This window comes from Pseudomonas sp. SM4, from assembly GCF_051913165.1.
Classification (GTDB): domain Bacteria; phylum Pseudomonadota; class Gammaproteobacteria; order Pseudomonadales; family Pseudomonadaceae; genus Aquipseudomonas.
Genome location: NZ_JBODOE010000005.1, coordinates 349,333 through 375,364 on the forward strand (window position 1 = coordinate 349,333; position 26,032 = coordinate 375,364).

Below are 26,032 nucleotides of genomic sequence, written 5' to 3' on the forward strand. Positions count from 1 at the left end.
AGGCTAACGATCAAAATCGCAGCCATCGCCAGCTCCGACAGTAGTCCCCATGTAGGAGCTGCCGAAGGCTGCGATCTGTTGATCTTCAAAACCAAAAAGCCCCGTCACATGGACAGGGCTTTTCAGATTGCAGCAGCGTTTTAGAACACGACGCCCTGGCTACGCAGGTAGTCATCGTAGGTGCCGCTGAAGTCGGTCACGCCATCCGGGCTCAGCTCGATGATGCGCGTGGCCAGGGACGATACGAACTCACGGTCGTGGCTGACGAAGATCAGCGTGCCCGGGTAGTTTTCCAGCGCCAGGTTCAGCGCCTCGATCGATTCCATGTCCAAGTGGTTGGTCGGTTCGTCCATGATCAGCACGTTCGGCTTTTGCAGGATCAGCTTGCCGAACAGCATGCGACCTTGCTCACCACCGGAAATCACTTTGACCGACTTGAGGATCTCGTCGTTGGAGAACAGCATGCGGCCCAAAGTGCCGCGAATCATCTGCTCGCCCTGGGTCCACTGACCCATCCAGTCGAACAGGGTGACGTCGTCTTCGAAGTCGTGCGCGTGATCCTGAGCGTAGTAGCCCAGTTCAGCGGCGTCGGTCCACTTGACGCTACCGGCATCCGGGGTCAGTTCGTTGACCAGGGTGCGCAGCAGGGTGGTCTTGCCGATACCGTTCGGGCCGATGATCGCTACGCGCTCGCCGGCTTCAACCTGGAAGCTGAAATCCTTGAACAACGGCTTGCCGTCGAAACCTTTGGCCATCTTTTCAACCATGACAGCCTGACGGTGCAGCTTCTTGTTCTGATCGAAGCGGATGAACGGGCTGACGCGGCTCGAAGGCTTGACCTCGGCCAGCTGAATCTTGTCGATCGCCTTGGCACGCGAAGTGGCCTGCTTGGCTTTCGAGGCGTTGGCCGAGAAGCGGCTGACGAACGATTGCAGTTCGGAAATCTGCGCCTTCTTCTTGGCGTTGTCCGACAGCAGTTGCTCGCGGGACTGGGTCGCCACGGTCATGTACTCGTCGTAGTTGCCCGGGAACAGGCGCAGCTCGCCGTAATCCAGGTCAGCCATGTGCGTGCACACGCTGTTCAGGAAGTGACGGTCGTGAGAGATGATGATCATCAGGCTGTTACGCTGGGTCAGGATGTTTTCCAGCCAGCGAATGGTGTTGATGTCCAGGTGGTTGGTCGGTTCGTCGAGCAACAGCACTTCTGGATCGGAAAACAGTGCCTGCGCCAGCAACACGCGCAGTTTCCAGCCTGGCGAGACTTCGCTCATCGGGCCAAAGTGTTGCTCGATGCCGATACCCAGGCCCAGCAACAGCTCACCGGCACGCGACTCGGCGGTGTAGCCGTCCATCTCGGCGAATTCGGTTTCCAGCTCGGCCACGGCCATGCCGTCTTCTTCGGACATTTCCGGCAGCGAGTAGATGCGATCGCGCTCGGCCTTGACCTTCCACAGCTCTTCGTGGCCCATGATCACGGTATCGATCACGGTGAATTCTTCGTAGGCGAACTGATCCTGGCGCAATTTACCCAGACGTACGTTCGGCTCGAGCATGACCTGGCCGGCGGAAGGATCGAGGTCGCCACCGAGGATTTTCATGAAGGTCGACTTGCCGCAACCGTTGGCGCCGATCAGGCCATAGCGGTTACCCGCGCCGAATTTGACCGAAACGTTTTCGAAGAGCGGCTTGGCGCCGAACTGCATCGTGATGTTAGCTGTAGAGATCAAGAGTTTTTCCTGCGAAGCATTCTGAGTAGCGAGGGTGCGGCTGGAGCGCTTGGCCCGAGTCAAAGTGCGCTGAAGCGGGGAGGTTCCCGTCATCAACCAAGGGGGGCGCGTAAAGTTTGGCGGCGATTGTACTGGTCTGGCTCTTTAAACGATAGGGCGAAGACGCCGCGGACGCCGATTGGCACAATCACGGGACAGTTTTTCACAGATGAGGGTTCACTATCGGTTACAAAGTGTGGCTAAAATGCCATGCATATCACCCAGCGCCTTCAACCGCGTGGGCTCAAGGACGTGCCATTTGTATTCAGACCTCTGCATAAGACGCCAGGCCTTGGGCCATCAGGCGCGCAGTTTGCTCACTTCTGACGTGTGACGATTTCCGTGAAACTCATCATTGCTGCTATTTATGTCATTTCCATTGCATACGTTCATCTTCGTGGCCGTGTGCGCCACAAACTGGGCCGGCAATTGAGCGATCACTCGACGTTTCTGGCGCCGATCAACTGCTTTCTGTACCTGTTCTCGAAAAAGCCGAACAAACCTTACCTCGATCCGGCTGACTTTCCTGATTTGAGCCCGTTGCAGGCACATTGGCAGGAGATCCGCGAAGAAGGCCAGAATTTGTTGCGTGCCGGGGAGATCAAACGCTCCAACCAATACGACGATGTCGGTTTCAATTCGTTTTTTAAAACGGGTTGGAAGCGCTTCTACCTGAAGTGGTACGGCGACAGCCATCCGTCGGCGATGAAACTGTGCCCGCGCACCACTGAACTGGTACAAAGCATCGGCTCGATCAAAGCGGCGATGTTCGCCGAATTACCGCCGGGTTCGAAACTGGTTCGTCACCGTGACCCATACGCCGGTTCCTACCGGTATCACCTGGGTCTGGAAACGCCGAACGATGAAGGTTGCTACATCAACGTCGACGGTGAGAACTATCATTGGCGCGACGGTGAAGCGGTGATGTTTGACGAGACGTTTATCCATTACGCGGAAAACACCACCGACAAGAACCGGATCATCCTGTTCTGCGACATCGAACGTCCGATGAAGTACCGCTGGGCGGCGGCGTTTAACGCCTGGTTCAGCCGTACCGTGATGTCAGCGGCAGGTGCGCCGAACGATGCGGGCGACCGCACGGGTGGGATCAACCGTTTGTTTACCAAAATCTACAAGATCCGCTTGCGTGGCAAAGAGCTGAAAAAGCGCAATCGCAAGCTGTATTACATGGAAAAGTGGGCGATCTTCGGTAGCTTGCTGGCGATCTTCATTCTTATCTGATTCCTCGACCTGATGTGAAGATCAAGATCAAAAGATCGCAGCGTGCCGCAGCTCCTACAGGATCGCTCAAGGCATCTGTAGGAGCTGACGAGTGAAACGAGGCTGCGATCTTTTGATCTGTTGTTAAGATCAGAATCAAAAGATCGCAGCGTGCCGCAGCTCCTACAGGATTGCTCAAGGCATCTGTAGGAGCTGACGAGTGAAACGAGGCTGCGATCTTTTGATCTGTTGTGAAGATCAGAATCAAAAGATCACAGCGTGCCGCAGCACCTACATTGAACATCACTTTTGCACAGACAAGCTGTCAGCTACCTGACGCTTTCTTCGTTCTCTTGGCCGGAGCCGCCTTGGCCTTTGGCTTCGCCGCCGCTTTCCCGCCCAGGCTGCGTTTGAGCAGTTCGGTCAAATCGATGACATCAGCCGATTTGCGCTCTTCCTCGCCACCCACTGTTTCGACATCCTCGATCTTGCCTTCATGGGCCTTTTTCTCCACCAGCGCCATGATCTTGTCTTCAAACTCGTCGTTGTAATCTTCGGGTTTCCAGTCGCCGCTCATGTCCTGAACCAGACGTTTGGCCATGTCCAGTTCACCCTTGGCCAACTGTGGCTTGGTCACTTCGGTGCCTAAATCCAGCTCATCCAGGCCGCGAACTTCCTGCGGCCAGCGCAGCTTCACCAGCACCAGCGCCGACTCCAGCGGCATCAACGCCGCCAGATACTGCCGGGTATGCAGCACTACGCGGGCGAGGGCGACCTTGTTGGTTTTGCTCAGGGTTTCACGCAACAGTGCGTAAACCTTGCCGCCGCGCTTGTCGGGCGCCAGGTAATACGGCGTGTCGATGTTTTGCAGGGGGATCTGATCGGCGTCGACAAAGGAAAAGATGTCGATGGTCTGCGTTGAAACAGGGTGTGCCGAGCGAATTTCCTCTTCGCTGAGCACCACATAGCGACCCTTCTCGTACGCCACACCTTTGACGATGTGCTCTTTGGTGACCTCCTTGCCGGTCACCTTGTTCACGCGTTTATAGCCCACCGGGTCCATGCTGCGGCTGTCGAGCCAATCGAAATCCACGCCATGGGACGATGTCGCCGACACCAGTGCGACGGGGATGTGTACCAGTCCGAAACTGATCGCGCCTTTCCAGATTGCCCGAGCCATGGTGGTGTTCTCCGAGTGATGATCGGATGACCCGCCATGGCGCGCGAAAGTTTCCGCTGATTGCGTTGGCTCGCGGCAGCTTGGTCAAGTCGTGTTACATGTTGTTTAACGCCTGTGACTTAACAAATCCGAACCCTGCGCGTAGCGTGGACTCGAAGGCTCTATTCCCCGCGCATCGAGAGGCCGCTCCATGAACCGAATTCTGCTTGTCCTCGCTGTTCTCGCCCTCGGCGCGGGTTGGGCTAACGCGGACGTCATGCAGCCTGCTTCTGCGCAGCTGCTCGCCCAGAGTCCCACAGGTAACAGCAACAACCCCTACAACAGCCCGATTCGGCGGGCCAACCCCAACAGTATGCAAGGCACCCAGCCGAGTACGCCGCCCGTGCGCGGCCCCAATACGGTGCCCATGCCGCGCCAGCCCACCGTCGAGAACCGTGGCATCGGTAATGGCCAACCGATTCGCTCGGTACCCAGTACACCCCCCACCTTTATTCCCAATCCACCTTCACGGAGCAGCGACAGCAACCGATGAACGCCAGGACTGAGGTTCTGCCTGTCTTTGAAACGAACAAAAGGAATCGTGCATGTTGCGTAAAACCCTTCTAGCCAGTCTCTGCGCCGGTGCGCTGATCAGCGTCCCGGCATTCGCCGCCGCCCCCAAAGAGCTGCAAAGCGAGCAGGGCACCCTCGAAGTCACGACGATCACCCAAGGGCTTGAACATCCCTGGTCGCTGGCCTTTCTGCCCGATCGCCAAGGCATGCTGGTGACGGAACGGCCGGGCAACCTGCGGGTGGTCGGGGTTGACGGCAAACTGTCGGCGCCCATCAATGGCGTGCCGAAGGTCTGGGCCAAGGGGCAGGGTGGCTTGCTCGATGTGGTGCTGTCGCCGGACTTCAAGCAGGATCGTCTGATTTACCTGTCGTACGCCGAAGGTGGCGGTGCGGGTGACAAGGCCGGCACGGCGGTGGGGCGTGGGCGACTGTCGGATGACCTGACGACACTCAAGGATTTCAAGGTGATCTTCCGTCAGGAACCGAAGTTATCGGTCGGCAATCACTTCGGCTCGCGTCTGGTGTTCGACCGGGACGGCTATCTGTTCATTACCCTGGGTGAAAACAACGACCGCCCGACGGCGCAGGATCTCGACAAACTGCAAGGCAAAATCGTGCGGATCTACCCGGACGGCAAGGTGCCGGACGACAATCCCTTTGTCGGCCAGACCGGCGTACGCCCGGAAATCTGGGCCTACGGCATTCGCAACCCGCAGGGCGCAGCGCTCAATCCCTGGAACGGCACACTCTGGGAAAACGAGCACGGCCCGCGGGGTGGCGACGAGGTGAATATCATCGAGCGCGGCAAGAACTACGGCTGGCCACTGGCAACGCACGGCATCAACTATTCGATGCAACCGATTCCGGAAGCGCAGGGCAAAACGGCTGAAGGCACAGTTGCACCGCACCATGTGTGGGAGAAATCACCGGGCGTCTCGGGCATGGCGTTCTATGACAGCGATCGCTTCAAACCGTGGCAACACAACGCGTTTGTCGGCGCATTGGTGACGCAGGAATTGATCCGCTTGCAGTTCGATGGCGACAAAGTGGTGCATGAGGAACGTTTGCTCGGTGAACTCAAGCAGCGGATCCGTGATGTGCGGCAGGGGCCGGATGGCTACCTCTATGTGCTGACGGACGAGGCCAAGGGTTCGCTGTACAAAGTCGGCCTGAAATAATCAGCTCCTGTGGCGAGGGGATTTATCCCCGATTGATTGCGCAGCAATCCCCGCTTTAGTAGGCCGCTGCACGGCTTATCGGGGATATATCCCCTCGCCGCAGGATGCTAAGCGTTGCGGGAAAACAGTGTGACGGCAGCGCGCAATTTTCCTCGGCCAAAGCGGCACATTTTGTCGAATTCGCCATGGCTGACCGGCAAATGCTGGCAGTCCATCGGCTGTCGGTGCTGGCTGTGATCAACGTCCGGGTCATGCAGATAGACAAAATCCGCATCACAGTCGGTGACCATCACCCAGTGCGGTGATTTGGAGCGTGTCAGCCGATAGCTGCTGATCAACACCAGCGGTTGCCCACCGGCATCCAGCATGGCCGGCAAATCCAGTGGTGCAGCGATCAGCGTCTCGACGTCCGTCTCTCCTAACTGCGCGGTGAACTCCTCGTGTACCAGGCGCATGACGTCTTTTTTATGCATATCGCGTACACCGTCAAGAAACAAAGGTCCGGCCATGCTCAGTTGTAAACTCACCTGAAACCCGCGTCGCCAAGCCGCGAGCGCCAAACCCTGCGGGCTGCATCCGCCATGGCCCGAGGTCATGAACACCGTGGTTGCCTCGCGCCAGATTTGCAGTTCTTCGCGTCGTTCCAGCAAGCGCTCCGGGTGCAGCGCGCCCATGGCCATCAACAGACAGGCCGGGCCACAGGTGAAATCGGTGGTTTGCCGGTAATAGGGCACTTTGATGCTGCGCGAATCACGGTGCTGGAGAATACGTTTCTCCAACCGCAAGGCGTCGGCGTGGTCTTCGTAGTAATCGTGAACCAAAGCGAAGCGCCGGTAGCCATTGCCTTCGTACAACGCAATCGCGGCGGGGTTATCGGTACGCACCTCCAGGCGCAGATAGGCGCAATCGTGCTCCAGCGCGCAGGCCTCGATCCGTTGCAGCAATTGCTTGCCCAGCCCGGTCCCACGCGCGTCAGTGGCAATGGCTATTGAATAGAGCCGCGCCAACGATGTGCCGCGATGAAACAACACCAGCGCATAACCGAGCAACTGGCCGTCATGCTCAGCCACCAGCAATCGCCCGTGGGCACGATTAATCATCCACTGGAAACGGCGACGGGTCAGCCTGTCCGTGGTGAAACATTGCACTTCCAATGCCAGCAGTGCGGGCAAGTCTTCAACTGATGCCGGACGAAAAACAGTACTCATATGACCACCGTAAAAGTTGCGTAACGAAACGAGACTTTCGAAAAACTTCGTGCTTAATAGAAAAGGTCTTGTTCTCCAACGGATCAATCTCTATGTCAGCGGTACAGGGTCATTGGCGCGAAGTATCCGAGCAAAGTTTGCCGGCGGCAACTTATTTAAATCCAGCAGTCAGAGCCTCCAGTCGAGTGCTGATCATTGTCGAGCGCAAGGAAGATTGGGCCTCCTACTTTCCCAGCGAAGACATCATCACTGCACAGCAATACCTTGAGCAAAGCCGTGACAGCGAGGCGGGCAAGCGCGTGCAGGTGATCAACCTGTGTCGCAGCTACAAGTACCTGGGGCACGGCTATTACTGCTCGCTGCTGGCCGAAGCGCGCGGGCACAAGGTGATTCCGTCCGTGCGCACGATCAGCGAACTGACCAAAAAGTCACTCTACGGCCTGGCGCTGGATGATCTTGATAAAACCCTGGAAAAGGCCCTCAGTCATAATCTTTACAGCGATACCGAGGGCTTCACCCTGACACTTTATTTCGGTCGAACGCATATCGAACCTTTGCAGGATCTGGCCCGACAATTATTTGAAGTGTTTCCCTGTCCGATACTGTTAGTTGAGTTTCGCCGAACTAACGGTTGGCACATCGAAGGCATTAAGTCCGGTGCGCTGCATAAGTTGCGCGACGATCAGGAAGATCAGTTCGCCCACGCGCTCGACGGCTTCAGCCGTAAAGTCTGGCGAGTACCGCGCTCGCCACAAGTGGCGCGGTATGACCTGGCCATTCTTCACGATCCCCAGGAAGCGTTGCCGCCCTCCAACAGCAAAGCGCTGGAAAACTTCATCCGCGTCGGCAAGACCATGGGCATCGATGTCGAGTTGATCGAGCGCAAGGACTATGCGCGGCTCGCCGAGTACGACGGCTTGCTGATTCGCGAAACCACCAGCGTCGACAACCACACCTACCGTTTCGCCAAGAAAGCCGAAAGTGAGGGGCTGGTGGTCATGGACGATCCGACGTCGATTCTGCGTTGTACCAACAAGGTCTATCTGACCGACCTGCTCAACAGCCATCAATTGGGCATGCCCGCCACCGAAATCCTCTACAAGGAGCGACCCGAGGACTTCGAACGGGTCGGTGAGCGCCTGGGGTTTCCCTTGGTACTGAAGATTCCCGACGGCTGTTTCTCGCGCGGGGTGATCAAGGTCGAAAGCCAGCAGGCGCTGCTTGAAGCGACCGCCGAACTGTTTGAACACTCGGTGTTGTTGCTGGCTCAAGAGTTTTTCTACACCGAGTACGACTGGCGCATCGGCGTGCTCAACCGTAAGCCGATCTTCGCCTGCCAATACTTCATGTCCAAGGGACACTGGCAAATCTACAACCACAAAGCCAAGGGGCAAGACGTCAACGGCGAATGCCGCACCCTCGCTGTCCATGAAGCCCCGCGTGCGGTGGTTGAGTTGGCGGTGAAGACGGCCAATCTGATTGGCGACGGCCTCTACGGTGTCGACCTGAAACAGGCCGGCGACAAAGTGGTAGTGATCGAGGTCAACGACAACCCGAACCTCGATGCCGGCATCGAAGACGCCTATTTGCAGGACGATCTGTATTCGCTGGTACTCGAGGAGTTTGTACGGCGCCTGGAGTTGAAACGGCGCGGACAGGCCTGGTGACGCGCCGATGATCAACAGTTTTGCATTGAGCCACGGCGCTTTGCAGCGGGTCGAGCGACTGGATGCCGAGGTGATGCTGTTCAGCAACCCCGACGCCGCCGAGCGCGAGTTGCTGCACAGTCATTTCAAAGTCGATGAACACGCACTGGCTTCGGCGCTGGACCCCGACGAAGTGTCACGTATCGAGTTTCACCCGGATCACTTGTTTCTTATCTGGAAGCGTCCGGAAAATTATTCCGGCGGCGGCAGTCTGGCCTTTGAAGTGTCGTCCTGTGGCTTGCTGTTCGCGCCGGGGCAATTGCTGGTGATTGCGACCGACGACACGCCTTTGCATGGTCTCGGCACCCGCCAATCGTTAAACACGCCGCTGGATGTGTTGCTCGACTTGCTGTTCAACAACATCCATCACTACCTCGGCCACTTGAAGGTGATCAAACTGGTCGCCCGCGAATTGCAGCAGAAATTCAATGCGTCGATGCAGAATCAGCACCTGGTGCAGATGTTCAACCTCAGCGAAAGCCTGATCTATTACATCAACGCGCTGCACAGTAACGGTGCGGTACTGACGCGCCTGCGCAATCACGCCGAGAAGCAGCATTTTAGCAGTGAAGCGCTGGGTTTGATTGATGACCTGATCATCGAAAACAACCAGTGTTACAAGCAGGCGGAAATCTATTCCACAGTGTTTTCCGGGCTGATCGACGCGCGTGGCAACCTGATGAACAACAGCATGAACAATCTTCTGCGCAAGCTGACGTTGATCAACGTGGTGTTTTTGCCGCTGAACCTGATTGCGAGCATTGGCGGTATGTCTGAGTTCAGCATGATGACCGCCGGGACGCCGTGGTGGGTGTCTTATCCGGTGTTTCTGCTGGTGATGATGGTGGGGGCGGGGGGAATGTTGTTTGGGCTACGGCGGTTGGCCAGGTGATTTGTGCTGTTCCATCCACCGCCATCGCTGGCAAGCCAGCTCCCACAGAAACTCGGGAGGTCACAACACCCGTGGACACCCTGAATCCTTGTGGGAGCTGGCTTGCCAGCGATAGCTATTTCGTAAGCTCTGCATTATTTCGATCAGCCCGCTTGCGTTACGTCCACCGTTTTACGCCGCTGCTGAACCCCACGCACCACCAAATACAACAACGGCCCGATCGACACAAAAACCGCCGTCAGCAACAGGTAGGGCAGCACCGACCAGAACGACTGTCCCCGCGATTTGGCATCCTTGACCATCCATATCCCGGCCAAGGTCGCCAGCAGATAGAGATCAATCACCACCTGCGCGGTGTCGGGCCGCGACATCAGACTGATGCCGAAGTCGATCAGCGACTGTTCAGCCTGGAGCATCACCGACACCGTGTAACCGGTAAAAGCGAGGAGCGCTGTGAGGGGCAGGGCGACGGACATCATGCATTCGATCCTTGAACGGCTGAGTGGAGTTGGCAGATTACAAGCGTATGGCAAAATTGGCCATTGACTTGCCCGCAACGCCCGCGCTAATTTCCAGCACATGAATTCCACCGTACTGCGTTGCCAGCCAAGCATTATTACCGCCATTCCTCATTTGGCGGGCTAGCTCACGACTGCAGCACCCAACCCGCCCTAGAGGCGGGTTTTCATTTTCTGTCTCCAGGTAAAAAAACACCCCCTGTAGGAGCTGCCGCAGGCTGCGATCTTTTGATGTTGCTTTTAAAGATCAAGATCAAAAGATCGCAGCCTGCGGCAGCTCCTACAGGGGGTTATCAAGGAGATGAAGATGACGTATACCGACGATCAGCAAGCCCTGCTTGAGCAATACGTGAAGAAGATTCTTGCCGCGCCCGTCTATGACCTGGCCGTGCGTACGCCGTTGCAGGCCGCGCCGGCGCTGTCCGAAGCGTTGGGTAACCGTATCCTGCTCAAGCGCGAAGATCTGCAGCCGACGTTCTCCTTCAAGATCCGCGGTGCCTACAACAAACTGGTGCAATTGAGCGATGCGCAGAAAGCGCGCGGGGTGATCACCGCGTCTGCCGGCAATCACGCGCAAGGCGTGGCGCTGGCGGCGCGCGAGCTCGGAATTGCCGCGACTATCGTCATGCCGAAGTCGACGCCGGAACTGAAAGTGCTTGGCGTGCGAAGTCGTGGCGCCGAAGCGCTGCTGCACGGTGAGAGTTTTCCGTTTGCACTGGCTCATGCACTGCAACTTGCCGAGCAGACCGGGCGCACCTTTGTTTCACCGTTCGATGATCCGCACGTGATCGCCGGGCAAGGCACCGTCGCCATGGAAATCCTCCGTCAGCATCAGGGCGCGCTGGACGCGATCTTTATTCCGGTCGGCGGTGGCGGGTTGATCGCGGGCATCGCGGCCTATATCAAATACCTGCGCCCGGACGTGCGGATCATCGGCGTCGAATCCGAACACTCTGCGTGCCTGCAAGCCGCCCTGCACGCAGGAGAACGGGTCGTCCTGCCCAATGTCGGCACCTTCGCCGATGGTGTGGCGGTGGCGCAGATCGGTGAGTTCGGCTTTGAGGTTTGCCGGTTTTGTGTCGACGAAGTCATCACCGTCAGCAACGATGAACTGTGCGCTGCAATCAAGAACATCTACGACGACACCCGCTCGATCACCGAGCCCTCCGGCGCCTTGGCCGTGGCCGGGATCAAGCAGTTCGTGGCGCGCACGGGAGTCCGCGAGCAAACCTTCGTCGCCATCGATTCCGGTGCAAACATCAATTTCGACAGTTTGCGGCATGTCGCCGAGCGTGCGGCGGCGTGCAGCGTCCCCGCGTGATGTCGGTCAGGCCAGCAACGGGCGCAGGAATGTGCGCTCGTAGCTGACAATGAACTTCTTCTCGACCAGCGTCGCCACCAGCGCCGTGCTCTCCGGGTCGGTCATGGCGATATGCCGATAGCTTTCGTAATCGGCCAGCGAGGGAAAGCTGAACAGGCAGTAAGCGATGTTGCTGGCGCCTTCCGAGGGCAGAAAATAGCCGTGATGGCTGCCGCCCAGGCGCTCGACAATTCCGAGCCAGGCCTTGGCGTAAGCCTCGAATTCGGTCAACTGATAAGGATCAATGACATATCTGACGTGGCAGGTAATCAACGGCGGCGCTCCTTGTTCTGATTATTCCTGAAGGGCTGTTCCGGTTTTGTCCGAGGCCGACCAGATGCGGTAGCGCACTTCGACGTCGGATGGGGCATAGACTACGACCGGCAGTTTGCTGTTGTAGCGCAGCATGAAGCCATCACCGACAACCTGTACGAACGCGCGTTTTTTCTTCGAGCCGGGAGGGCAGGCCATCATCGTACTCATCGGGCCTATGACTTTTTCCAGGCGATAAAACGGATAACCCCAGCCTTGCAGGTTCTTTTCATCGAGAACGCCGCCCAGCTTCTGGCGGTTGCAATCCACTTCAAGGGTTTTACCAGCGAGGATCTCGACCTGGAAGTTTTCCTCCTGGGCCTGTTTGGGTAAATGAATGACTTGGCGGGTGAAGCCGGCTTCGGCTTTCGGGTACGGGGCCACGTCTTCAAGTTTGGCGGCGTGGGCGAATGTCGACAGGCTTGCGATAACAAGCCCGGTGGTCGCGCAGATGCGTAAAAAACCCATTGAAGCCTCCTGGCGGGTGTAGGGTGGTTGACAGGCATTCTTACTGTCACCGGCAGCGAATGCAAACCCCGCATCGGATTGCAAAATGCAATGCACGAACGAACCATTCCGGCATTTTGCAACTGGCAAAGTGCTGGCCATCGCGCCAAGTCATTGATTTTGTGAAGGCAAAAATGAGCCGATGAAAGGCACGCTTTATGCGTCTTTTCAGTGCGGCGCACCGGGTTTGGGCGCCTACACTCCAATGGGCATTTCGCAGTACCACCGTTTGCCGCACCAGGGAAACAGCGGGGACACACCCGTGCAGGAGCAGCAAAAGGTCAGCGTGAATACTTGATTGGCAATCGCACAGTAAGGAGAGGGTTCGCCATGTTTCTGTCTGCCTTGGAACTTCGTAACATCATTGAAAGCAGTTTTCTGCCAAAACGCTGCCAGTGCACGTTGTCGCCCGACTTGTCGATGACCGTCAAAGTGTTTGGCGATCATCAGACCGATCAGGTCGATTTGTTGGTCAGTGGCATCGACGCCAGCCACCTCAATGGCTGTCGTGAAATCAATGAACTGATCGCAGGGCTGCGCTCGGACTTGAAGGAACAAGCTACGCCACACCACTACAGCCCACGCTCCAGAGCCGTTTAACGCACCGTTTCACTCAGTTCGACCGTCACGCGCCGGGCCTGCACGAAACCGAGGCCCAGCGCGAACTCGACCAGCACCGCGAGCAAAATCCCGGGGCCGGCGTGGCCGTTCAGCCATTCTCCGAAACCGAGCACTGCCAAACCAAAACAGCCGAGCATAAAACCGTTGCTCAGCGCACTTCGTGTCGATGACGGCGGCGCATTGCGCACCAGGAAAAACATCACCCCCAGCGCCGCGAACAACATGGCGCTGCGCCGCGCGACAAACCCGGCTCCGTCGGAATATTCAATGCTCCAGATCGCCAACAACAGTTCGGGGAAAAAGCCCCAGACCAGCGCGAGCACACAACACAACGAAGCAGTGATCCCAGACAACGTGCGAAACGACAACTGCATGGCGAGTCCTTTGCGGCAGTGAGCGAGGACCCCGAGCATAACCTCCGGAGCACGCCAAGCCTACCGCAAAGCCGCAAATCAGAGCTTTCCGTCAGTTTTGATAACTGCACGCGTCAGACAATTTCCGATAGCTGATTTCCTCAGGCTTACCGTTGTTGTCGATGTATTTCATGTCTGCGGTAATCACCTTGCAATCCATTGTGGGTGGTTCGGTCAACGACACCACTTTCGCCACGTGCAGCGGCATGCCGTACTGATAAGGCACGGCTTTGGAGGTGGCGGACGTGTCATTGGCCTGGGCCAGCCCGGCAAAGGCTGTGCAGGCGAGGGCGGCGGTGAGCAGGAAGGGACGAATGTTCATCAAAGGACTCCCGAGCAACGGAAAGAAGTTCGGCGTGACGCGGGCCGAACCTGCCGCACTGGGCGTCGGCCAAAACGGTCGAGGGCGTGCGGTTCAGTAGAGTTTTCGACCACGGCGTTAAGCGATGGTTAACCCGGCTGAACGCCGGCTGTCAGGGAATGGGAGTTTTTTTGAGGAGTAGGGCCGATTCTTTGTAAAAACTTCATTTGTATCGAGCGAGAGTCGTTAGAGTTTAACGTCACCAGCGTTTCATTCTTCACGTGTGAATGAGCGGGGAACTCATCCGTTTCCTGGTAGCGGTCACTGGGGCCATAGATCAGGTATTTGTGCGAACTTTCATGACCGACGTTCGCAAAAATTACCTGAGGACCCTGCTCCGTCAGCCAGATCCATCCCGGACGGTTTCTTTCAGCGAATTCGATTCGCCTGATCTTGTGATCGACAAGATCCAGATAGAACAGCACCCCTTGCAGGTAATTCGAGGTGAATTCACCTGAGACCAGCAGTGCACGCGAACCCTCTTTCAGTGGCACACATCGCGACTGCACGTTACTCCCTCGAGAAGCATCCGCGTCTTCGTACAGGAAACCCGCTGCATCGGGCAGGCGCACCCGGTACACATCAGTACCCGAAAGGGGATGCCCGCGAAGCAGCGAAATCACGCTTGGGCTGTCACCCAACTGACAACTGAGCTGAGTCGTAAACCGAGGTTCAGTGGCCAGGGCGTGAGAGCTCAGGATGGTGACCAACAAGCCCAGGAGGATTTTTCTCACGGGGACATTCTCGAGTGTGTTTCGAGCGGGCTGTTCATGACTGAACCGAAACTGGCACCCGGCTCAAAAACAGCGCCAGACCTTGCTGATAAAGCTCCGCGTCCATCGCATCGCTGTGCCTGGGGATGTGATAGGCCTTGCCCTTGCTGTCCAGTTTGGCGCAGGCAACGGAGTAAAAGTCGGGCGTGATTTTGAGTCGCACGATCTGCGCCCAGGCCAGGCTGGCTTTGGCACTCTTGCCTTTGGTATTGATCAGGGTGAAACCCTGTTCGTCGAGTTGCAGGCGATAATTTCCCTCAGACGCCTTGAGCTGCGTGCGTAACTTCATTTCGATCAGGCGCTGGCTCGCACGACGAAAAGGCGCACGCGGCTTCGCACGGTTGTCAGCGATGCGTTTGCGCAAAGGATTTAACAGGCGATCGGAGTAAAACCACCAGCTCCCCGTAAAAACCACGGCGAACAGCACCATGGCGATTAAAGTCTGTGCGCTGAGTAAGCGCGCGGGGAAATAGATCGCCAGCAAACCACCGGCCAGCCCCAGGAAAAACAGCAGCGGCGCGAGCAAACGGTCTTGCAACTGCTGCATATGAACCAACAGCCGCGCCTGCAGCTGATCATCCTTGAGCAGCTCCTGCTCAAGCAGTGCGCCGATCCGCATCCGCGTGTGTTCTGGGGTGATGCTGAACTGCAATTCCATGGTGCTGAATCCGACGTCCGTGTTTGATAGTCGTGAAGCTTATGCGCTTTTGTTTCGCCAGACAGGCGTTACTCGGTGCAGTTTGGATAAACGGAGCACTCGCGTCCGTTGATTTTGAATTTTTTGAACACCGGCGGTTTCTGGCATCTTTCGGAGGTTGCGCTGCCTTGACACGGTTTCCATCCCTGGGTGGTTTTAATCCACCGATTGTCCATGCTCGGTACTTCATCTTCTGATAGGCGGTAAGTAAAACTGATCTCGCTGTTTTTAAGCGTTGAGCGTTGAACGGTTCCGCCCGGTTTACCGCGTTCGTAATAGTCGGCGGGCACGTTCCAATTTGAATCCGCCGCACTGCACGATAATATTTTTGAAATGCCGTCATCTTCGATTCTTGCAACGCTGAGCTGGAACATCCAGGTGCACAGGCCTCTGAACTCAGCGGTTCCAGGCGCAGAAGGGGTCACACCACCCGACGCTGTGCCCCCTCTGACAGATATTCCGCCGACATCCCCACCGATATCCAGTGAAGATGGGCCATAGCGGCCGTCGATGGCCACGGCTACCCGCGTTAACGCCAGGGTGCATCCAGCGATGTGATAGCTCAAAGGGATTTTGAAACGGGTCGTTTGCGCTCTGTCTTTTACATCAACGCTATCGGTTTTTTGATGCCGTCTTGGTTGTGTGCTGCCCAGGCCTGGCACATAAACGTCGCAGTTCTGGCCGGACTCCGGCGAATACTGCGATTTGAACGTCAGTTCGAAGTTGGCAGGTGAATTCGCAATCAAGGTGAAAGTGTCGGCCCCGTAGTCGCCGGTCATGCTGTCAGCCGAGCTGCAGGCACCGATCAAAGGGAACGTCAGACACAGTAATGATTTCATCCTGGATGAGCGCGCGAATGTGCGCATTTTTTATTTCCTCGGGAGGCGTTTACCACTGATGGGTGAACGCTTGTGTTGCGGTATGCAAAAGGCCTGGGGAGTCAGCCACGACTCCCCTCTGACGGGTAAACCATTTGCTCTGCCAACGGTTGAGGGCGTGGCCCAAGCTGTGGTCCCCAGCCCGCTTTTGCGACGGGCTTTGCAGATCGGTTAGCGCGCTTTGGCCGGCAGGATTTGCGCGACGGCGGGGACGAGCAGGGCACCGGCCTTGTCTGTTGCCGCGGCCAAGGGGATGACCGGTGGCAGGATGGCAATGCCTGTGCCGGCGCCCGGGCCGCCGCCCGAGTTGACCTTGACCTCGGCGCCGCTGATGGTCACGCCACCGGCATCGACTTTGACAAAACTGCCGCCAGCCTTGGCCGTAAGCTCCATGCCGCCCTCGACCACAACCTTGTCACCCGCGTGGTAGTGAATCTCGGTCCCGGCTTCAACGAATTGCGCAGTCCCGACTTTCACATGCTGGGTCACGCCCACGGTGAGGTGGTCGTCAGCGCGCATTTCACTGATGCGATCCAGGTGCGTAATCCGGTGTTCTTCAACCTTGAATTCGCTCAGGGTGTTGGCTTCGACGGTGTCATGGCGTTCGTTGCCGACGCGGATCTTCTGGTCGTGCTCGATGTTCTCGTCCCAATCGCGCTGGGCGTGGATGTAGATCTGCTCGATGCCTTTCTTGTCTTCGATGCGAAACTCGTTGTAGCCCTTGCCGCCCGGGGAGCTGAGGGTCTTGAAGGTGCTGCGGGTCTTGTTCGCCGGCAGGTCGTAGGGGACGACGTTTTCCTTGTGGTACAGGCAGCCGGTGACCAGCGGTTGATCGGGATCGCCTTCAAGGAAGGTAACGAGGACTTCCATGCCGATGCGCGGGATGGCGATGCCGCCGTAGGCACTGCCGGCCCAACCGCTGGCGACGCGCATCCAGCAGGTGGTCTTGTCGTCGGCCTGGCCGTCGCGGTCCCAGTGGAATTGCACTTTGATGCGGCCGTATTGATCGCAGTGGATTTCTTCGCCGGACGGGCCAGTGACGACGGCGGTCTGGCTACCGAGCACTTTTGGCTTTGGATGCTCAAGGGCCGGGCGGTAGTGCGCGTCCCACGGCGTGGCGAGGAAGCTGTTGCGGTAGCCTTGGTGGAAGTCGCTTTTGTTGTCGGTGACGTCGCTGGTGACGTTTTCGCCGAGCACTTGCGGCTGCTTGCCTTCGTGGAAGACTTCCAACAGCAACCACAGCTCATTCCATTCAGCGCGCGGATGTTCGGCCAGCGTGAGGAAATGGCCGCTGGTGAACGTCGGTTCGTCACCTTTGCCCTCGGCGAGTTTATAGTCGCTGCGATGGCGTTCCAGCGCACGGGTCGAGAGGAACTTGCCGCGCTCGCGGGTGGTGAAGCGGCCGGGGTAGTCGTAGTCCTCCAGGTCCGGGGAGAACTCGGATTTGGCCGCGCCTTCAGGCAGCAGCTTCGGTTTTTCGAAATCGTAGTCGCGGCGGCTGACGCGGCTGGTGCGGGTTTCCAGGCGCAGGTTGAAGCGCTTGACCACCGGTTTGTCGGCGCTCATGCCGGAGTCTTGCTGGTAACTCACGGCTTTGAGTTTGCGGAACACCGTCTGGTCGTCGCCGAACACCAGTTGGTGGCCGCTGCTGCTGTGCTGGAAGTGGAAGTGGATACCTTCCTCTTCACACAGGCGCTGGATGAAGTGCAGGTCGGATTCGTCGTATTGCACGCAGTAATCGCGTTCCGGATATTCGGCACTGAGCTGGAAGCTGTAGGCGTCGCCCAGAATGCCGCGATCTTCCAGAACCTGGGCAATGATCTTCGGCACGGTGAGCTGCTGGAAAATCTGCTGATCGTGGTTGTGCTGCAGATAGGCCAGTTGCGGCACCAGGCTGATGCTGTAACGGGTCAGGGTCTTGCCGGAATCGCCTTGTTCGATGCGATACACCAAACCGTGGATCTTGCCTTCGCCGGTGGCGCCGAAGGTCAGGAACCCGGGTTTGTGCAGAAGTTCTTCGAGTTTCAGGTCGGGACGCGCGCTGACCAGTTCGAGGTCGAAACGGAACGGTTCGTTGAGGGCTTCGCGACCGGTGAAGCTGAGGACTTGCAGGTCGGCGTTGGCGCCTTCAAGCGTGAGGGTGATGTGGGTTGCGTTGGCGTCCAGCATGCCTTGAATTCCGTCCATTGAATAAGCAGGGGACGGATGATGGAGGATTAAACCGCCTCGTTCAAGGCGCAAATGCCGTATGCGTGGTCCCTCAAGGTCATAGGGAAAACCCTTAGGTGAGGGTTCACCCAATGAAATCGGGCGATTCAAGGTCGTTGTGAGTGATGGCGACGTGGAATTATTCGGCCACCCGCTAAAGAATCGTCAGTCAGTTTCAGACTAAAGTCGCCTGTGGCCCGACAAAGCCATCTGCCATCATTGCCGCTCACCCCTGCGTGTTCACTTCTTCCCGGCTCATCCTCGACCCGGGACGGGAGCTATTTTTCTGGCTTATTGCGCCTTTGCGCAAACGCTGCAATGTTGGAGTTTTTCATGCGTCCCCCATTCCCCCTCATCACCCCGCGCCAGTCGTTTGGCTTCGGAGCTGTTGTGCTGTGCGCCGGTTTTGCCGCGCAGGTTCAGGCCAGCGGTTTTCTCGAAGACACCACGGCGAAAATCGAATCGCGCACGGTGTATTTCAACCGCGATTTCCGTGATGGGCACACCTCGAACGACCAAGGCGCGTCCAAGCGTGAAGAGTCGGCTCAGGGTTTTATTCTCAACCTGCAATCGGGCTACACCGAAGGCACGGTCGGTTTTGGTCTCGATGCATTGGGCATGCTCGGTTTTCAGCTCGATTCCAGCCCGGACCGCAGCAACAGCGGTTTGCTGCCCTCCAGCGGCAGCGATCCGCGCGGCTCGAAAGGTCAGTACGCAAAAATGGGGTTGACCGCCAAGGTCAAGGTCTCGGACACCGTATTGAAATACGGCGCGCTGCTGCCGGACCTGCCGTTGCTGAAGTACAACGACGGTCGTTTGCTGCCGACCATGTTCAACGGCGCCATGCTCACCTCGAAAGAGTTGAAAGACCTGACCTTCATGGCCGCGCGCCTGGACAAGTACACCGCGCGGGACTCCACCGATTCGCAAGACATCCGCGTGCATTGCAAGAACAAGCGCTACGCGTGCAACACCACCGCCGATCATTTCGACATGTACGGTTTCGATTACAAGATCAACGATCGCCTGACCGCGCAGTATCACTACGCCGAACTGGAAGATATTTATCGTCAGCACTTCGTTGGCCTGTTGGGCAATCAAGCGCTGGCTGGCGGTGTGCTGAAAGCGGATCTGCGTGTGCTGAAGAGTGCCGACAGCGGCGATGCCAAGGCGGGGTCCATCGATAACCGTGCATTGAGCGGCATGCTGTCCTACGCGCACAGCGGGCATACCTTCAGCGCCGGTTGGCAACGCATGAACGGCGACAACTCGATGCCGTACCTCGATGGCAGCAATCCGTATCTGGTCAACTATGTGCAGGTCAACGACTTCGCCGCGGCGCAGGAACGTTCCTGGCAGTTGCGTTATGACTATGACTTCAAGGCCATCGGCATCAATGGCCTGAGCTTCCTGACCCGTTACGTCAACGGTGACCACATCAAGGTGTTGGGCAGCGATCAGGAAGGCAAAGAGTGGGAACGTGACAGCGAGTTGAAGTACGTGATTCAGGCCGGCACGTTCAAGGACGTCAGTTTGCGTCTGCGCAATGCGACGTATCGGACCAACTACGAGAAGTTCGCCCGCGATGTCGATGAGACGCGGTTGATCGTCAGCTACAACTTTTCGGTGTTGTAAGGTCAGTCATTTCAGCGTCTGCTCGACTGCCATCGCTGGCAAGCCAGCTCCCACAAGGATCTTCAGTGAACGCAGATTCTGTGTACCGCAGAAATCCCTGAGGGAGCGGGCTTGCCCGCGATGGCGTCCCTGAATGGACCGCGGCTGTATGGCTTACAGCCAATGCCAGAAGCGGCTCCAGAACCCTCGGTTCAGGTCGTCCTTGCAGCCGGCATATTGCTGGGCGTACAGGTCCGAGCGATTCTGCACTTTGCGCGCCGTTGGCATCAGCCAGGCTTTGCTCGCATAAGTCTTGTTGCGATAACCGCCCCAGCCCTCGTGGTAGTTGAGGTACTGGTTGTACGCGTCGTATTTGTAGACGCCATTGATGGTGGTGGTCTTGTCCATGTACCAGCCGACAAAGTCGATGGCGTCATCGAAGTCTTCACGGTCGGCACCATGTCGGCCGGTGCTTTTCTGGTAGTCGGACCAGACTTCGTCCTTGGCCTGAGCGTAACCCGAAGCCGTGGTCACCCGGCCCCATGGAATCACCCAAAGCAAGTATTTACGCGGGGTCTTGGCGTCGTAGCGATAGCCGGACTCTTGATACATGATCGCGAAGGGCACCTGAATCGGCACCCCCCAGCGTTTTTGCGTGACCTGTGCGGCGTCGTACCAATCGCTTTTTTCCCGGAAAATGTCGCAGAGGTTTTCCGGCGAGCGCGGCGGCGAAGTACCGCAACCGGTCAATAGCGTTGCCAGTGTCAAAAGTCCAAGCGTCTGCCTGCAGTTCAAAAGCCGTTATCCCGTCGTGCGCAAAAAGGCCGACAGTCTACGCGCTCAGGACAATTGGTGACGATAGGGCAAATCCGGACCGGTCTTGCTGCAGGTCAGCGCAGCGGCTTGCACGGCGAACTTGAGCATTGTCTCGATCTGTTCGCGAGCCAGTTGCTGCACGCCTTGCACCGAATCCAGACCCTGCTCGGTCAGCCAGGTGATCAGCGCGGCCTGGAAGGTATCGCCGGCGCCGACGGTATCGGCAATCGTCACTGAGCAGGCCGGTACCGACCAGGAGCCGTGAGTGCGGCTGAACACCGTTGCGCCTTCACCGCCACGGGTCAGAAAAACGATATGGCAGCGATGCTCCAGCCAACCCTCGATCACGCGCTGCGGATCGGCCTCGGGGTAGAGCAGGCTCAAGTCTTCGTCACTGACTTTGATCAGGTCTGCCAGCTGCACCAGCGTGGCAATGCGTTCGCGCCACAGGTCGATATTCGGCTGCGGGTTGAGGCGCACGTTCGGGTCGAGGCTGATCAGGCGTTTGCCGCTTTCGCGTTGAACCAGGGCCAACAACGTTTCGCCGATCGGTTGTACCACCAGTGAAAACGAACCGACATGCAGGCCACGTACTTCAGGGCCGAGGGCAGGCAGGTGCGCCATGCTCAACTGCCGATCGGCGCAACCTTCGCCACGGAAACTGTAATGCGGCGAGCCGTTGGCACCCACCGCGACCATCGCCAGCGTGGTCGGCGCGGCGAAATCCACCAGGTAGTCAGGCCGTACGCCTTCCTCCTGCAGCACCTGCTGCAAACGGCGGCCGAGGTAGTCCGTCGACAGTCCACCGAACAGCGCGGAGTCCACGCCCAGCCGGCGCAGGCCAACGGCGACGTTGAACGGCGAACCGCCGGCAATCGCCTTGAAATTCACTTTCGAGGCCAGACCGCTGGCATCGTCTTCACTGAAGAAATCAAACAGGGCTTCGCCACACACCAGGTACATAGTTGTTTGCTCTTTATAGGGTTGCGACATGCTGTTGATAGCGTTCATAAGCCTGCTGGAACGCCGCGACATTGGCGGCAATCGGCAGGGTTTCACTGCTCAGGTCGAGTGTCACGCAACGCTGGCACAGATCCGCCAGCGTGTCTTCGTGACCGTTCGACCAGGATTTGCACCACGCGGCCTGAATCGCCGCACCTAAGGCTGCGGCCTCACTTTGCTCGGTGCAGATGACCGGGGTGTTCATGATGTCGGCGACGATCTGCCGCCACACCGCACTTTTCGAACCGCCGCCAATCAGGCAAATGCTGCGGCTTTGTAAACCATTCTGACGCAGTAAATCCAGCCCGTAGCGCAAACCGAAGGTCGTGCCTTCGACGGCGGCGCGGCACAGGTTGGCTTGAGTCAGATTGTCCAGGGTCAAACCGTGCAGGCTGCCGGTGGCATGGGGCAGGGCGGGCACACGTTCGCCGTTGAAGAATGGCAGCAGGCTCACGCCGTCGGCGCCGATCGGGGATTGTGCGACGAGGTCGTTGAACTGCTGCAGATCGAGGTTGAACAGTTCGCGAATCGCACCGGTGGCGTTGGTCAGGTTCATGGTGCAGATCAGCGGCAACCAGCCACCGCTGGAGGAACAGAACGTCGCGACCGAAGCATCCGGGCTGACTTTCGGTACGTCGGAGTAAGCGTAAACGGTGCCGGAAGATCCGAGGCTCATGGTGATCGCGCCAGGCTGGATATTGCCGGTGCCAATGGCGCCCATCATATTGTCGCCGCCGCCGCTGGAGACCAGCGCTTCAGGGTTGATGCCGAGGTGTTCGGCAATCGCCGGCAGAATTTTGCCCACGGCTTCATGTGCATCGATCAGCTCAGGCAATGCCGCTTGCAGGCGCCCGCTGGCGTCGATGTCGCGTAGCAATTGCAAGTCCCACTGACGGCTGCGCACGTTCAAGTAGCCGGTGCCGGAGGCGTCACCGTATTCGCTGCAGGCACGGCGGGTCAGCCAGAAATTCAGGTAGTCGTGGGGCAGCAGAATCCGCGCGATGCGCGAGAAAACGGCGGGGTGCTGTTCTTTGGTCCACAACAGTTTGGACACGGTATAGCCCGGCGCGATGACCACCCCGAGGCGCTCCAGCGAACCTTTTTCGCCGCCGAGATGTTTGAGCAGACGATCGTTTTCTGCCGTGGATTCGGTGTCGCACCAGAGTTTCGCCGGGCGCAGCACTTCACCCTGATCGTCGAGCAATACCAGACCGTGTTGCTGGCCGGAAACGCCGACGCCGAGGATCGCCTGGCCGTCGACGTTGGCGGCGAGTAATGCGCGGCGAGTGGAGAGGGTGAAGGCGTCGAGCCATTGCCGGGTGTCCTGCTCGCGACGACCATTGGCGCCGCTGATCATCGTGTGCGCAGCAGCGCCCTGGCCGAGGACTTGCCCGCTGCCGGCGTCAAGGATGATCGCCTTGGTGCCTTGGGTGCCGCAATCGATGCCGAGGAAAAGTTGTCGGGTTGTCATGAGGACTCCACAAGTCGCTCGTTCCCACGCTCTGCGTGGGAATGCCTCAATGGACGCTCTGCGTCCGCTGTTGAATGGGGACGCGGAGCGTCCCGGGCTGCATTCCCACGCAGAGCGTGGGAACGATCAGGCTGCCAGTATTTTTTCCAGCGTTCGCGTCACACCCTCTTCGCGCAAGCTGTTGCAGCACCACTCAAACGCCTCCACAAACGCCGTCGAACGCGGGATCGCTGTGCCGAATATCTCCTCAACCGCCAACAACCGCTCAGTGATCAACGCATCATCCGCCACCAGCGCCTGGCAAAACGTCGCCCGTGGATCAGGAATCGAATAGGTATCACCGTTCTCATCCACGCCCTTCATATACAACGCCCATGCCGCGACCACCAGTGCCGCACGCTTGGTTTCCTGGCCATCGGCAATCAACCGATTGATCGTCGGAATGGTGAACTTGGGAAACTTCGACGAGCCATCCGAACACACTCGCTCCAGCTGGTCGGCAATCGCCTGATTGGAAAAACGCGCGACCAACGTGTCCTTGTACTCGGTCAAATCAATGCCCGGCACCGGCGCCAGTTGCGGGGTCACGTCCAGGTCCATGTAGGCACGCATATAGCGTACAAACAGCGGGTCGTTCATGGTTTCGTGAACAAACCGATAACCCTTCAAAAAGCCCAGATACGTCAGTGCCAGATGACTGCCGTTAAGCAGTTTGATTTTCATCTCTTCGTACGGAGAGACGTCGTCGGTGAACTGCACGCCAACCTTTTCCCAGGCGGGCCGACCATTGACGAATTTATCCTCCAGTACCCATTGCACAAACGGCTCGCAGACCACCGGCCAGGCATCGTCGACCCCGTGTTTATCGGCCAGTTGCAGGCGATGTGCGGTGCTGGTCATCGGCGTGATGCGGTCGACCATGGCGTTGGGGAAACTGACGTTGGCGTCGATCCAGCTGCACAGATTGCTATTGCGCAGGGTGGCAAATGCCAGCAACGCTTTGCGGGTCACCGCGCCGTTGTGCGGCAAGTTATCGCAAGACATCACGGTGAACGCCGGGATGCCCGCCGCGCGGCGTTTTTCCAGGGCTGCGCACAAGAAACCGAACACGGTTTTCGGTGCGTCAGGATGGGCGAGGTCATGCTGAATCTGCGGCAGGTGTGCCATGAATTCGCCGTTGCTGTCATCGATGCAGTAACCGCCCTCGGTGATGGTCAGCGAGACAATGCGGATCTGCGGGTCGGCGAGTTTGTCGATCAGTGCCTGAGCACCGTCTTCGGCCAGCAACATGTCGCGAATCGCGCCGATCACGCGCACTTCAGTGTCGTCGCTGTCACCCAGTTCGAACAGGGTGAACAGGTAGTCCTGTTCCTTGAGATCGTCGCGGGCGCGGCGATCTTCTGCGCGCAGGCCAACGCCGCAGATCGCCCAGTCCAGCGCTTCGCCGGTGTTCATCAGCGCATCGGTGTAATACGCCTGATGCGCGCGGTGAAAACCGCCGACGCCGATGTGCGCGATGCCCTGACGAGTGTCGCCGAGGCGGTAAGCCGGCAGCTTTACTTCGCTCGCCAGGCCGTGGAGATTCTGTTGATTGAGTTTCATTGGGCAAGTCTCTCGAAAATCAGGCCGCAGCACGCAGCGGGCGGGTCAGCGCTACGCCATCGGCATCGAATAAATGGCAGTGGGCTGCGTCCAGATGCAGGCTCAGTTGCTCGCCGTACCGGCTGGCCAGATCACCGCGCACGCGCATGGTCAGCGCTTCGCCGGCAGTGGTGATGACGTGGCAAAAGGTGTCGCTGCCGAGGCGCTCACTGACATCGGCGGTGACTTGCAGGGTGCAGTCGCCGGCTTGCGCCAGTTCCAGATGCTCGGGGCGAATGCCAAGGGTCACGGCGCTGCCGACACTGAGATTGGCGGCGTTGAAGGGCAGGGTGACGCGCGTGCCGGCGTCCAGCGAGACTTCGCAGCTCTGGGCATCGACGCGGGCAATCTTGCCTTTGAGGAAGCCCATTTTCGGTGTGCCGAGAAACCCGGCGACGAACAGATTGGCCGGTTGGTGATACAGATCCAGCGGCGAGCCGACCTGCTCGATTTTTCCGCCATTGAGTACCACGACTTTGTCGGCCATGGTCATCGCTTCGACCTGATCGTGGGTGACGTAAATCATCGTCGCTTGCAGGTCTTTGTGCAGACGCAGCAGTTCCAGACGCATCTGCACGCGCAGCGCCGCGTCGAGGTTGGACAGCGGCTCGTCGAACAGGAAGATTTTCGGATTGCGCACAATGGCGCGGCCGATCGCCACACGCTGGCGCTGGCCACCGGAGAGCTGTTTCGGTTTGCGTTCAAGCATTGGGCCGAGTTCAAGAATGCGCGCGGCTTCGCCGACTTTTTTCTCGACTTCGGCTTTCGGTACGCCGGCCAGGTCGAGGGCAAACGACATGTTCTTTTTCACGGTCATGTGCGGGTACAGCGCGTAAGTCTGGAACACCATCGCCAGGTCACGCTTGGCCGGGCTGACTTCGGTGATGTCGCGGCCATCGAGTTCGATGGTGCCGCCGCTGACTTCTTCAAGGCCGGCGATCAGTCGCAGCAGGGTGGACTTGCCGCAGCCGGACGGGCCGACGAAGACCACGAACTCCTTGTCGTTCACTTCCAGGTCGATGCCTTTGATGATGGAGAAGCCTTCGAAGCCTTTTTGCAGATTCTTGATTTTCAGGTTGGCCATGATGATGGGCCTCCGCGTTGTTGTTTTTTTAAGATCAAAAGATCGCAGCCTGC

Annotated in this window: 24 protein-coding genes and 1 pseudogene; 8 read left to right on the top strand and 17 right to left on the bottom strand. The window is 58.1% G+C overall.

Annotated features, from left to right (window positions below; all coding sequences use genetic code 11):
• Positions 1-140: 140 nt before the first annotated feature.
• On the bottom strand, positions 141-1,727 hold the full coding sequence (locus tag ACQ4MY_RS12250; RefSeq protein ID WP_081500496.1) for an ABC-F family ATPase: 1,587 nt from the start codon (positions 1,725-1,727) through the stop codon (positions 141-143).
• A gap of 381 nt (positions 1,728-2,108) precedes the next feature.
• Here ACQ4MY_RS12250 and lpxO point away from each other — a divergent pair, with 381 nt between their 5' ends.
• On the top strand, positions 2,109-3,008 hold the full coding sequence (gene lpxO, locus ACQ4MY_RS12255) for a lipid A hydroxylase LpxO (protein WP_008079126.1): 900 nt from the start codon (positions 2,109-2,111) through the stop codon (positions 3,006-3,008).
• 304 nt (positions 3,009-3,312) lie between these two features.
• Here the strand turns inward: lpxO and ku are convergent, their stop codons facing one another.
• A complete protein-coding gene (gene ku, locus ACQ4MY_RS12260) occupies positions 3,313-4,167 on the bottom strand; it encodes a non-homologous end joining protein Ku (RefSeq protein WP_008079127.1) in 855 nt (284 codons plus the stop codon).
• Positions 4,168-4,357: 190 nt separating this feature from the next.
• Between ku and ACQ4MY_RS12265 the strand changes: the two genes are divergently transcribed.
• On the top strand, positions 4,358-4,699 hold the full coding sequence (locus ACQ4MY_RS12265) for a hypothetical protein (RefSeq protein WP_440095285.1): 342 nt from the start codon (positions 4,358-4,360) through the stop codon (positions 4,697-4,699).
• A 52-nt stretch (positions 4,700-4,751) separates the two neighbouring features.
• Positions 4,752-5,897 carry a PQQ-dependent sugar dehydrogenase gene (locus tag ACQ4MY_RS12270; protein ID WP_440095286.1) on the top strand — a complete coding sequence of 382 codons (1,146 nt, stop codon included), beginning with the start codon at positions 4,752-4,754 and terminating at the stop codon, positions 5,895-5,897.
• A 107-nt stretch (positions 5,898-6,004) separates the two neighbouring features.
• Here the strand turns inward: ACQ4MY_RS12270 and ACQ4MY_RS12275 are convergent, their stop codons facing one another.
• Positions 6,005-7,105 carry a peptidase C39 family protein gene (locus ACQ4MY_RS12275; protein ID WP_440095288.1) on the bottom strand — a complete coding sequence of 367 codons (1,101 nt, stop codon included), beginning with the start codon at positions 7,103-7,105 and terminating at the stop codon, positions 6,005-6,007.
• 92 nt (positions 7,106-7,197) lie between these two features.
• Between ACQ4MY_RS12275 and ACQ4MY_RS12280 the strand changes: the two genes are divergently transcribed.
• Positions 7,198-8,772 carry a RimK family alpha-L-glutamate ligase gene (locus ACQ4MY_RS12280; protein ID WP_008079134.1) on the top strand — a complete coding sequence of 525 codons (1,575 nt, stop codon included), beginning with the start codon at positions 7,198-7,200 and terminating at the stop codon, positions 8,770-8,772.
• Positions 8,773-8,779: 7 nt separating this feature from the next.
• On the top strand, positions 8,780-9,703 hold the full coding sequence (locus ACQ4MY_RS12285) for a magnesium transporter CorA family protein (RefSeq protein WP_440095289.1): 924 nt from the start codon (positions 8,780-8,782) through the stop codon (positions 9,701-9,703).
• A gap of 143 nt (positions 9,704-9,846) precedes the next feature.
• Here ACQ4MY_RS12285 and ACQ4MY_RS12290 read toward each other — a convergent pair whose 3' ends face one another.
• Positions 9,847-10,182, bottom strand: coding sequence for a DUF2834 domain-containing protein (locus ACQ4MY_RS12290; protein WP_008079139.1), 336 nt, complete (start codon positions 10,180-10,182; stop codon positions 9,847-9,849).
• 340 nt (positions 10,183-10,522) lie between these two features.
• Here ACQ4MY_RS12290 and ilvA point away from each other — a divergent pair.
• A pseudogene (gene ilvA / locus ACQ4MY_RS12295) lies at positions 10,523-11,518 on the top strand (threonine ammonia-lyase, biosynthetic); the annotation flags it as partial.
• Positions 11,519-11,548: 30 nt separating this feature from the next.
• Here ilvA and ACQ4MY_RS12300 read toward each other — a convergent pair.
• Both ACQ4MY_RS12300 and eco read right to left on the bottom strand, forming a co-directional pair.
• Positions 11,549-11,854, bottom strand: a complete 306-nt coding sequence (locus tag ACQ4MY_RS12300) for an NIPSNAP family protein (protein WP_008079542.1) — start codon at positions 11,852-11,854, stop codon at positions 11,549-11,551.
• Positions 11,855-11,875: 21 nt separating this feature from the next.
• Positions 11,876-12,361 (bottom strand): serine protease inhibitor ecotin, encoded by a 486-nt coding sequence (eco, locus tag ACQ4MY_RS12305; protein WP_440095320.1) that lies wholly within the window; start codon positions 12,359-12,361, stop codon positions 11,876-11,878.
• A gap of 369 nt (positions 12,362-12,730) precedes the next feature.
• On the opposite strand from eco, the gene ACQ4MY_RS12310 reads away from it, so the two are divergent.
• Complete coding sequence (locus ACQ4MY_RS12310) at positions 12,731-13,000, top strand: DUF1652 domain-containing protein (protein ID WP_008079538.1); 270 nt, start codon at positions 12,731-12,733, stop codon at positions 12,998-13,000.
• Here ACQ4MY_RS12310 and ACQ4MY_RS12315 read toward each other — a convergent pair.
• The 6 genes from ACQ4MY_RS12315 to ACQ4MY_RS12340 all read right to left on the bottom strand — a co-directional run bounded on the left by ACQ4MY_RS12315 (position 12,997) and on the right by ACQ4MY_RS12340 (position 18,312).
• Positions 12,997-13,395 (bottom strand): hypothetical protein, encoded by a 399-nt coding sequence (locus ACQ4MY_RS12315; protein WP_440095291.1) that lies wholly within the window; start codon positions 13,393-13,395, stop codon positions 12,997-12,999. The genes ACQ4MY_RS12310 and ACQ4MY_RS12315 overlap by 4 nt on opposite strands.
• Positions 13,396-13,486: 91 nt before the next feature.
• Complete coding sequence (locus ACQ4MY_RS12320; RefSeq protein ID WP_008079534.1) at positions 13,487-13,756, bottom strand: DUF2790 domain-containing protein; 270 nt, start codon at positions 13,754-13,756, stop codon at positions 13,487-13,489.
• A gap of 128 nt (positions 13,757-13,884) precedes the next feature.
• Complete coding sequence (locus tag ACQ4MY_RS12325; RefSeq protein WP_440095292.1) at positions 13,885-14,529, bottom strand: hypothetical protein; 645 nt, start codon at positions 14,527-14,529, stop codon at positions 13,885-13,887.
• Between the two features lie 34 nt (positions 14,530-14,563).
• Positions 14,564-15,226 (bottom strand): hypothetical protein, encoded by a 663-nt coding sequence (locus tag ACQ4MY_RS12330; protein ID WP_440095293.1) that lies wholly within the window; start codon positions 15,224-15,226, stop codon positions 14,564-14,566.
• 68 nt (positions 15,227-15,294) lie between these two features.
• Positions 15,295-16,131 (bottom strand): hypothetical protein, encoded by an 837-nt coding sequence (locus tag ACQ4MY_RS12335; RefSeq protein WP_440095294.1) that lies wholly within the window; start codon positions 16,129-16,131, stop codon positions 15,295-15,297.
• A gap of 183 nt (positions 16,132-16,314) precedes the next feature.
• Entirely contained in the window at positions 16,315-18,312 is a 1,998-nt protein-coding gene (locus ACQ4MY_RS12340) for a type VI secretion system Vgr family protein (protein ID WP_440095295.1), read from the bottom strand.
• A 372-nt stretch (positions 18,313-18,684) separates the two neighbouring features.
• On the opposite strand from ACQ4MY_RS12340, the gene ACQ4MY_RS12345 reads away from it, so the two are divergent.
• Positions 18,685-19,986 (top strand): OprD family porin, encoded by a 1,302-nt coding sequence (locus ACQ4MY_RS12345; RefSeq protein WP_008079529.1) that lies wholly within the window; start codon positions 18,685-18,687, stop codon positions 19,984-19,986.
• 153 nt (positions 19,987-20,139) lie between these two features.
• On the opposite strand, the gene ACQ4MY_RS12350 is transcribed toward ACQ4MY_RS12345, so the two are convergent.
• The 5 genes from ACQ4MY_RS12350 to ACQ4MY_RS12370 all read right to left on the bottom strand — a co-directional run bounded on the left by ACQ4MY_RS12350 (position 20,140) and on the right by ACQ4MY_RS12370 (position 25,979).
• Positions 20,140-20,760, bottom strand: a complete 621-nt coding sequence (locus ACQ4MY_RS12350) for a transglycosylase SLT domain-containing protein (protein ID WP_008079528.1) — start codon at positions 20,758-20,760, stop codon at positions 20,140-20,142.
• 45 nt (positions 20,761-20,805) lie between these two features.
• Positions 20,806-21,744 carry a carbohydrate kinase family protein gene (locus ACQ4MY_RS12355; RefSeq protein WP_440095296.1) on the bottom strand — a complete coding sequence of 313 codons (939 nt, stop codon included), beginning with the start codon at positions 21,742-21,744 and terminating at the stop codon, positions 20,806-20,808.
• A gap of 13 nt (positions 21,745-21,757) precedes the next feature.
• Positions 21,758-23,254 carry a xylulokinase gene (gene xylB, locus ACQ4MY_RS12360; protein ID WP_440095297.1) on the bottom strand — a complete coding sequence of 499 codons (1,497 nt, stop codon included), beginning with the start codon at positions 23,252-23,254 and terminating at the stop codon, positions 21,758-21,760.
• Between the two features lie 126 nt (positions 23,255-23,380).
• Complete coding sequence (locus tag ACQ4MY_RS12365; RefSeq protein WP_440095298.1) at positions 23,381-24,856, bottom strand: mannitol dehydrogenase family protein; 1,476 nt, start codon at positions 24,854-24,856, stop codon at positions 23,381-23,383.
• A 19-nt stretch (positions 24,857-24,875) separates the two neighbouring features.
• On the bottom strand, positions 24,876-25,979 hold the full coding sequence (locus ACQ4MY_RS12370) for an ABC transporter ATP-binding protein (protein WP_008079512.1): 1,104 nt from the start codon (positions 25,977-25,979) through the stop codon (positions 24,876-24,878).
• Positions 25,980-26,032: the final 53 nt, after the last annotated feature.

Excerpts from the sequence above, each read along its gene's own strand:
- ACQ4MY_RS12370 (WP_008079512.1), bottom strand. The coding sequence starts at position 25,979 with ATGGCCAACCTGAAAATCAAGAATCTGCAAAAAGGCTTCGAAGGCTTC.
- ACQ4MY_RS12275 (WP_440095288.1), bottom strand. The coding sequence starts at position 7,105 with ATGAGTACTGTTTTTCGTCCGGCATCAGTTGAAGACTTGCCCGCACTG.
- ACQ4MY_RS12320 (WP_008079534.1), bottom strand. The coding sequence starts at position 13,756 with ATGAACATTCGTCCCTTCCTGCTCACCGCCGCCCTCGCCTGCACAGCC.
- ACQ4MY_RS12290 (WP_008079139.1), bottom strand. The coding sequence starts at position 10,182 with ATGATGTCCGTCGCCCTGCCCCTCACAGCGCTCCTCGCTTTTACCGGT.
- ACQ4MY_RS12365 (WP_440095298.1), bottom strand. The coding sequence starts at position 24,856 with ATGAAACTCAATCAACAGAATCTCCACGGCCTGGCGAGCGAAGTAAAG.
- ACQ4MY_RS12345 (WP_008079529.1), top strand. The coding sequence starts at position 18,685 with ATGCGTCCCCCATTCCCCCTCATCACCCCGCGCCAGTCGTTTGGCTTC.
- ACQ4MY_RS12355 (WP_440095296.1), bottom strand. The coding sequence starts at position 21,744 with ATGTACCTGGTGTGTGGCGAAGCCCTGTTTGATTTCTTCAGTGAAGAC.
- eco (WP_440095320.1), bottom strand. The coding sequence starts at position 12,361 with ATGGGTTTTTTACGCATCTGCGCGACCACCGGGCTTGTTATCGCAAGC.
- ACQ4MY_RS12280 (WP_008079134.1), top strand. The coding sequence starts at position 7,198 with ATGTCAGCGGTACAGGGTCATTGGCGCGAAGTATCCGAGCAAAGTTTG.
- ACQ4MY_RS12340 (WP_440095295.1), bottom strand. The coding sequence starts at position 18,312 with ATGCTGGACGCCAACGCAACCCACATCACCCTCACGCTTGAAGGCGCC.
- ACQ4MY_RS12330 (WP_440095293.1), bottom strand. The coding sequence starts at position 15,226 with ATGGAATTGCAGTTCAGCATCACCCCAGAACACACGCGGATGCGGATC.
- ACQ4MY_RS12265 (WP_440095285.1), top strand. The coding sequence starts at position 4,358 with ATGAACCGAATTCTGCTTGTCCTCGCTGTTCTCGCCCTCGGCGCGGGT.
- ACQ4MY_RS12270 (WP_440095286.1), top strand. The coding sequence starts at position 4,752 with ATGTTGCGTAAAACCCTTCTAGCCAGTCTCTGCGCCGGTGCGCTGATC.
- ACQ4MY_RS12315 (WP_440095291.1), bottom strand. The coding sequence starts at position 13,395 with ATGCAGTTGTCGTTTCGCACGTTGTCTGGGATCACTGCTTCGTTGTGT.
- ACQ4MY_RS12310 (WP_008079538.1), top strand. The coding sequence starts at position 12,731 with ATGTTTCTGTCTGCCTTGGAACTTCGTAACATCATTGAAAGCAGTTTT.
- ACQ4MY_RS12335 (WP_440095294.1), bottom strand. The coding sequence starts at position 16,131 with ATGCGCACATTCGCGCGCTCATCCAGGATGAAATCATTACTGTGTCTG.
- xylB (WP_440095297.1), bottom strand. The coding sequence starts at position 23,254 with ATGACAACCCGACAACTTTTCCTCGGCATCGATTGCGGCACCCAAGGC.
- ku (WP_008079127.1), bottom strand. The coding sequence starts at position 4,167 with ATGGCTCGGGCAATCTGGAAAGGCGCGATCAGTTTCGGACTGGTACAC.
- ACQ4MY_RS12285 (WP_440095289.1), top strand. The coding sequence starts at position 8,780 with ATGATCAACAGTTTTGCATTGAGCCACGGCGCTTTGCAGCGGGTCGAG.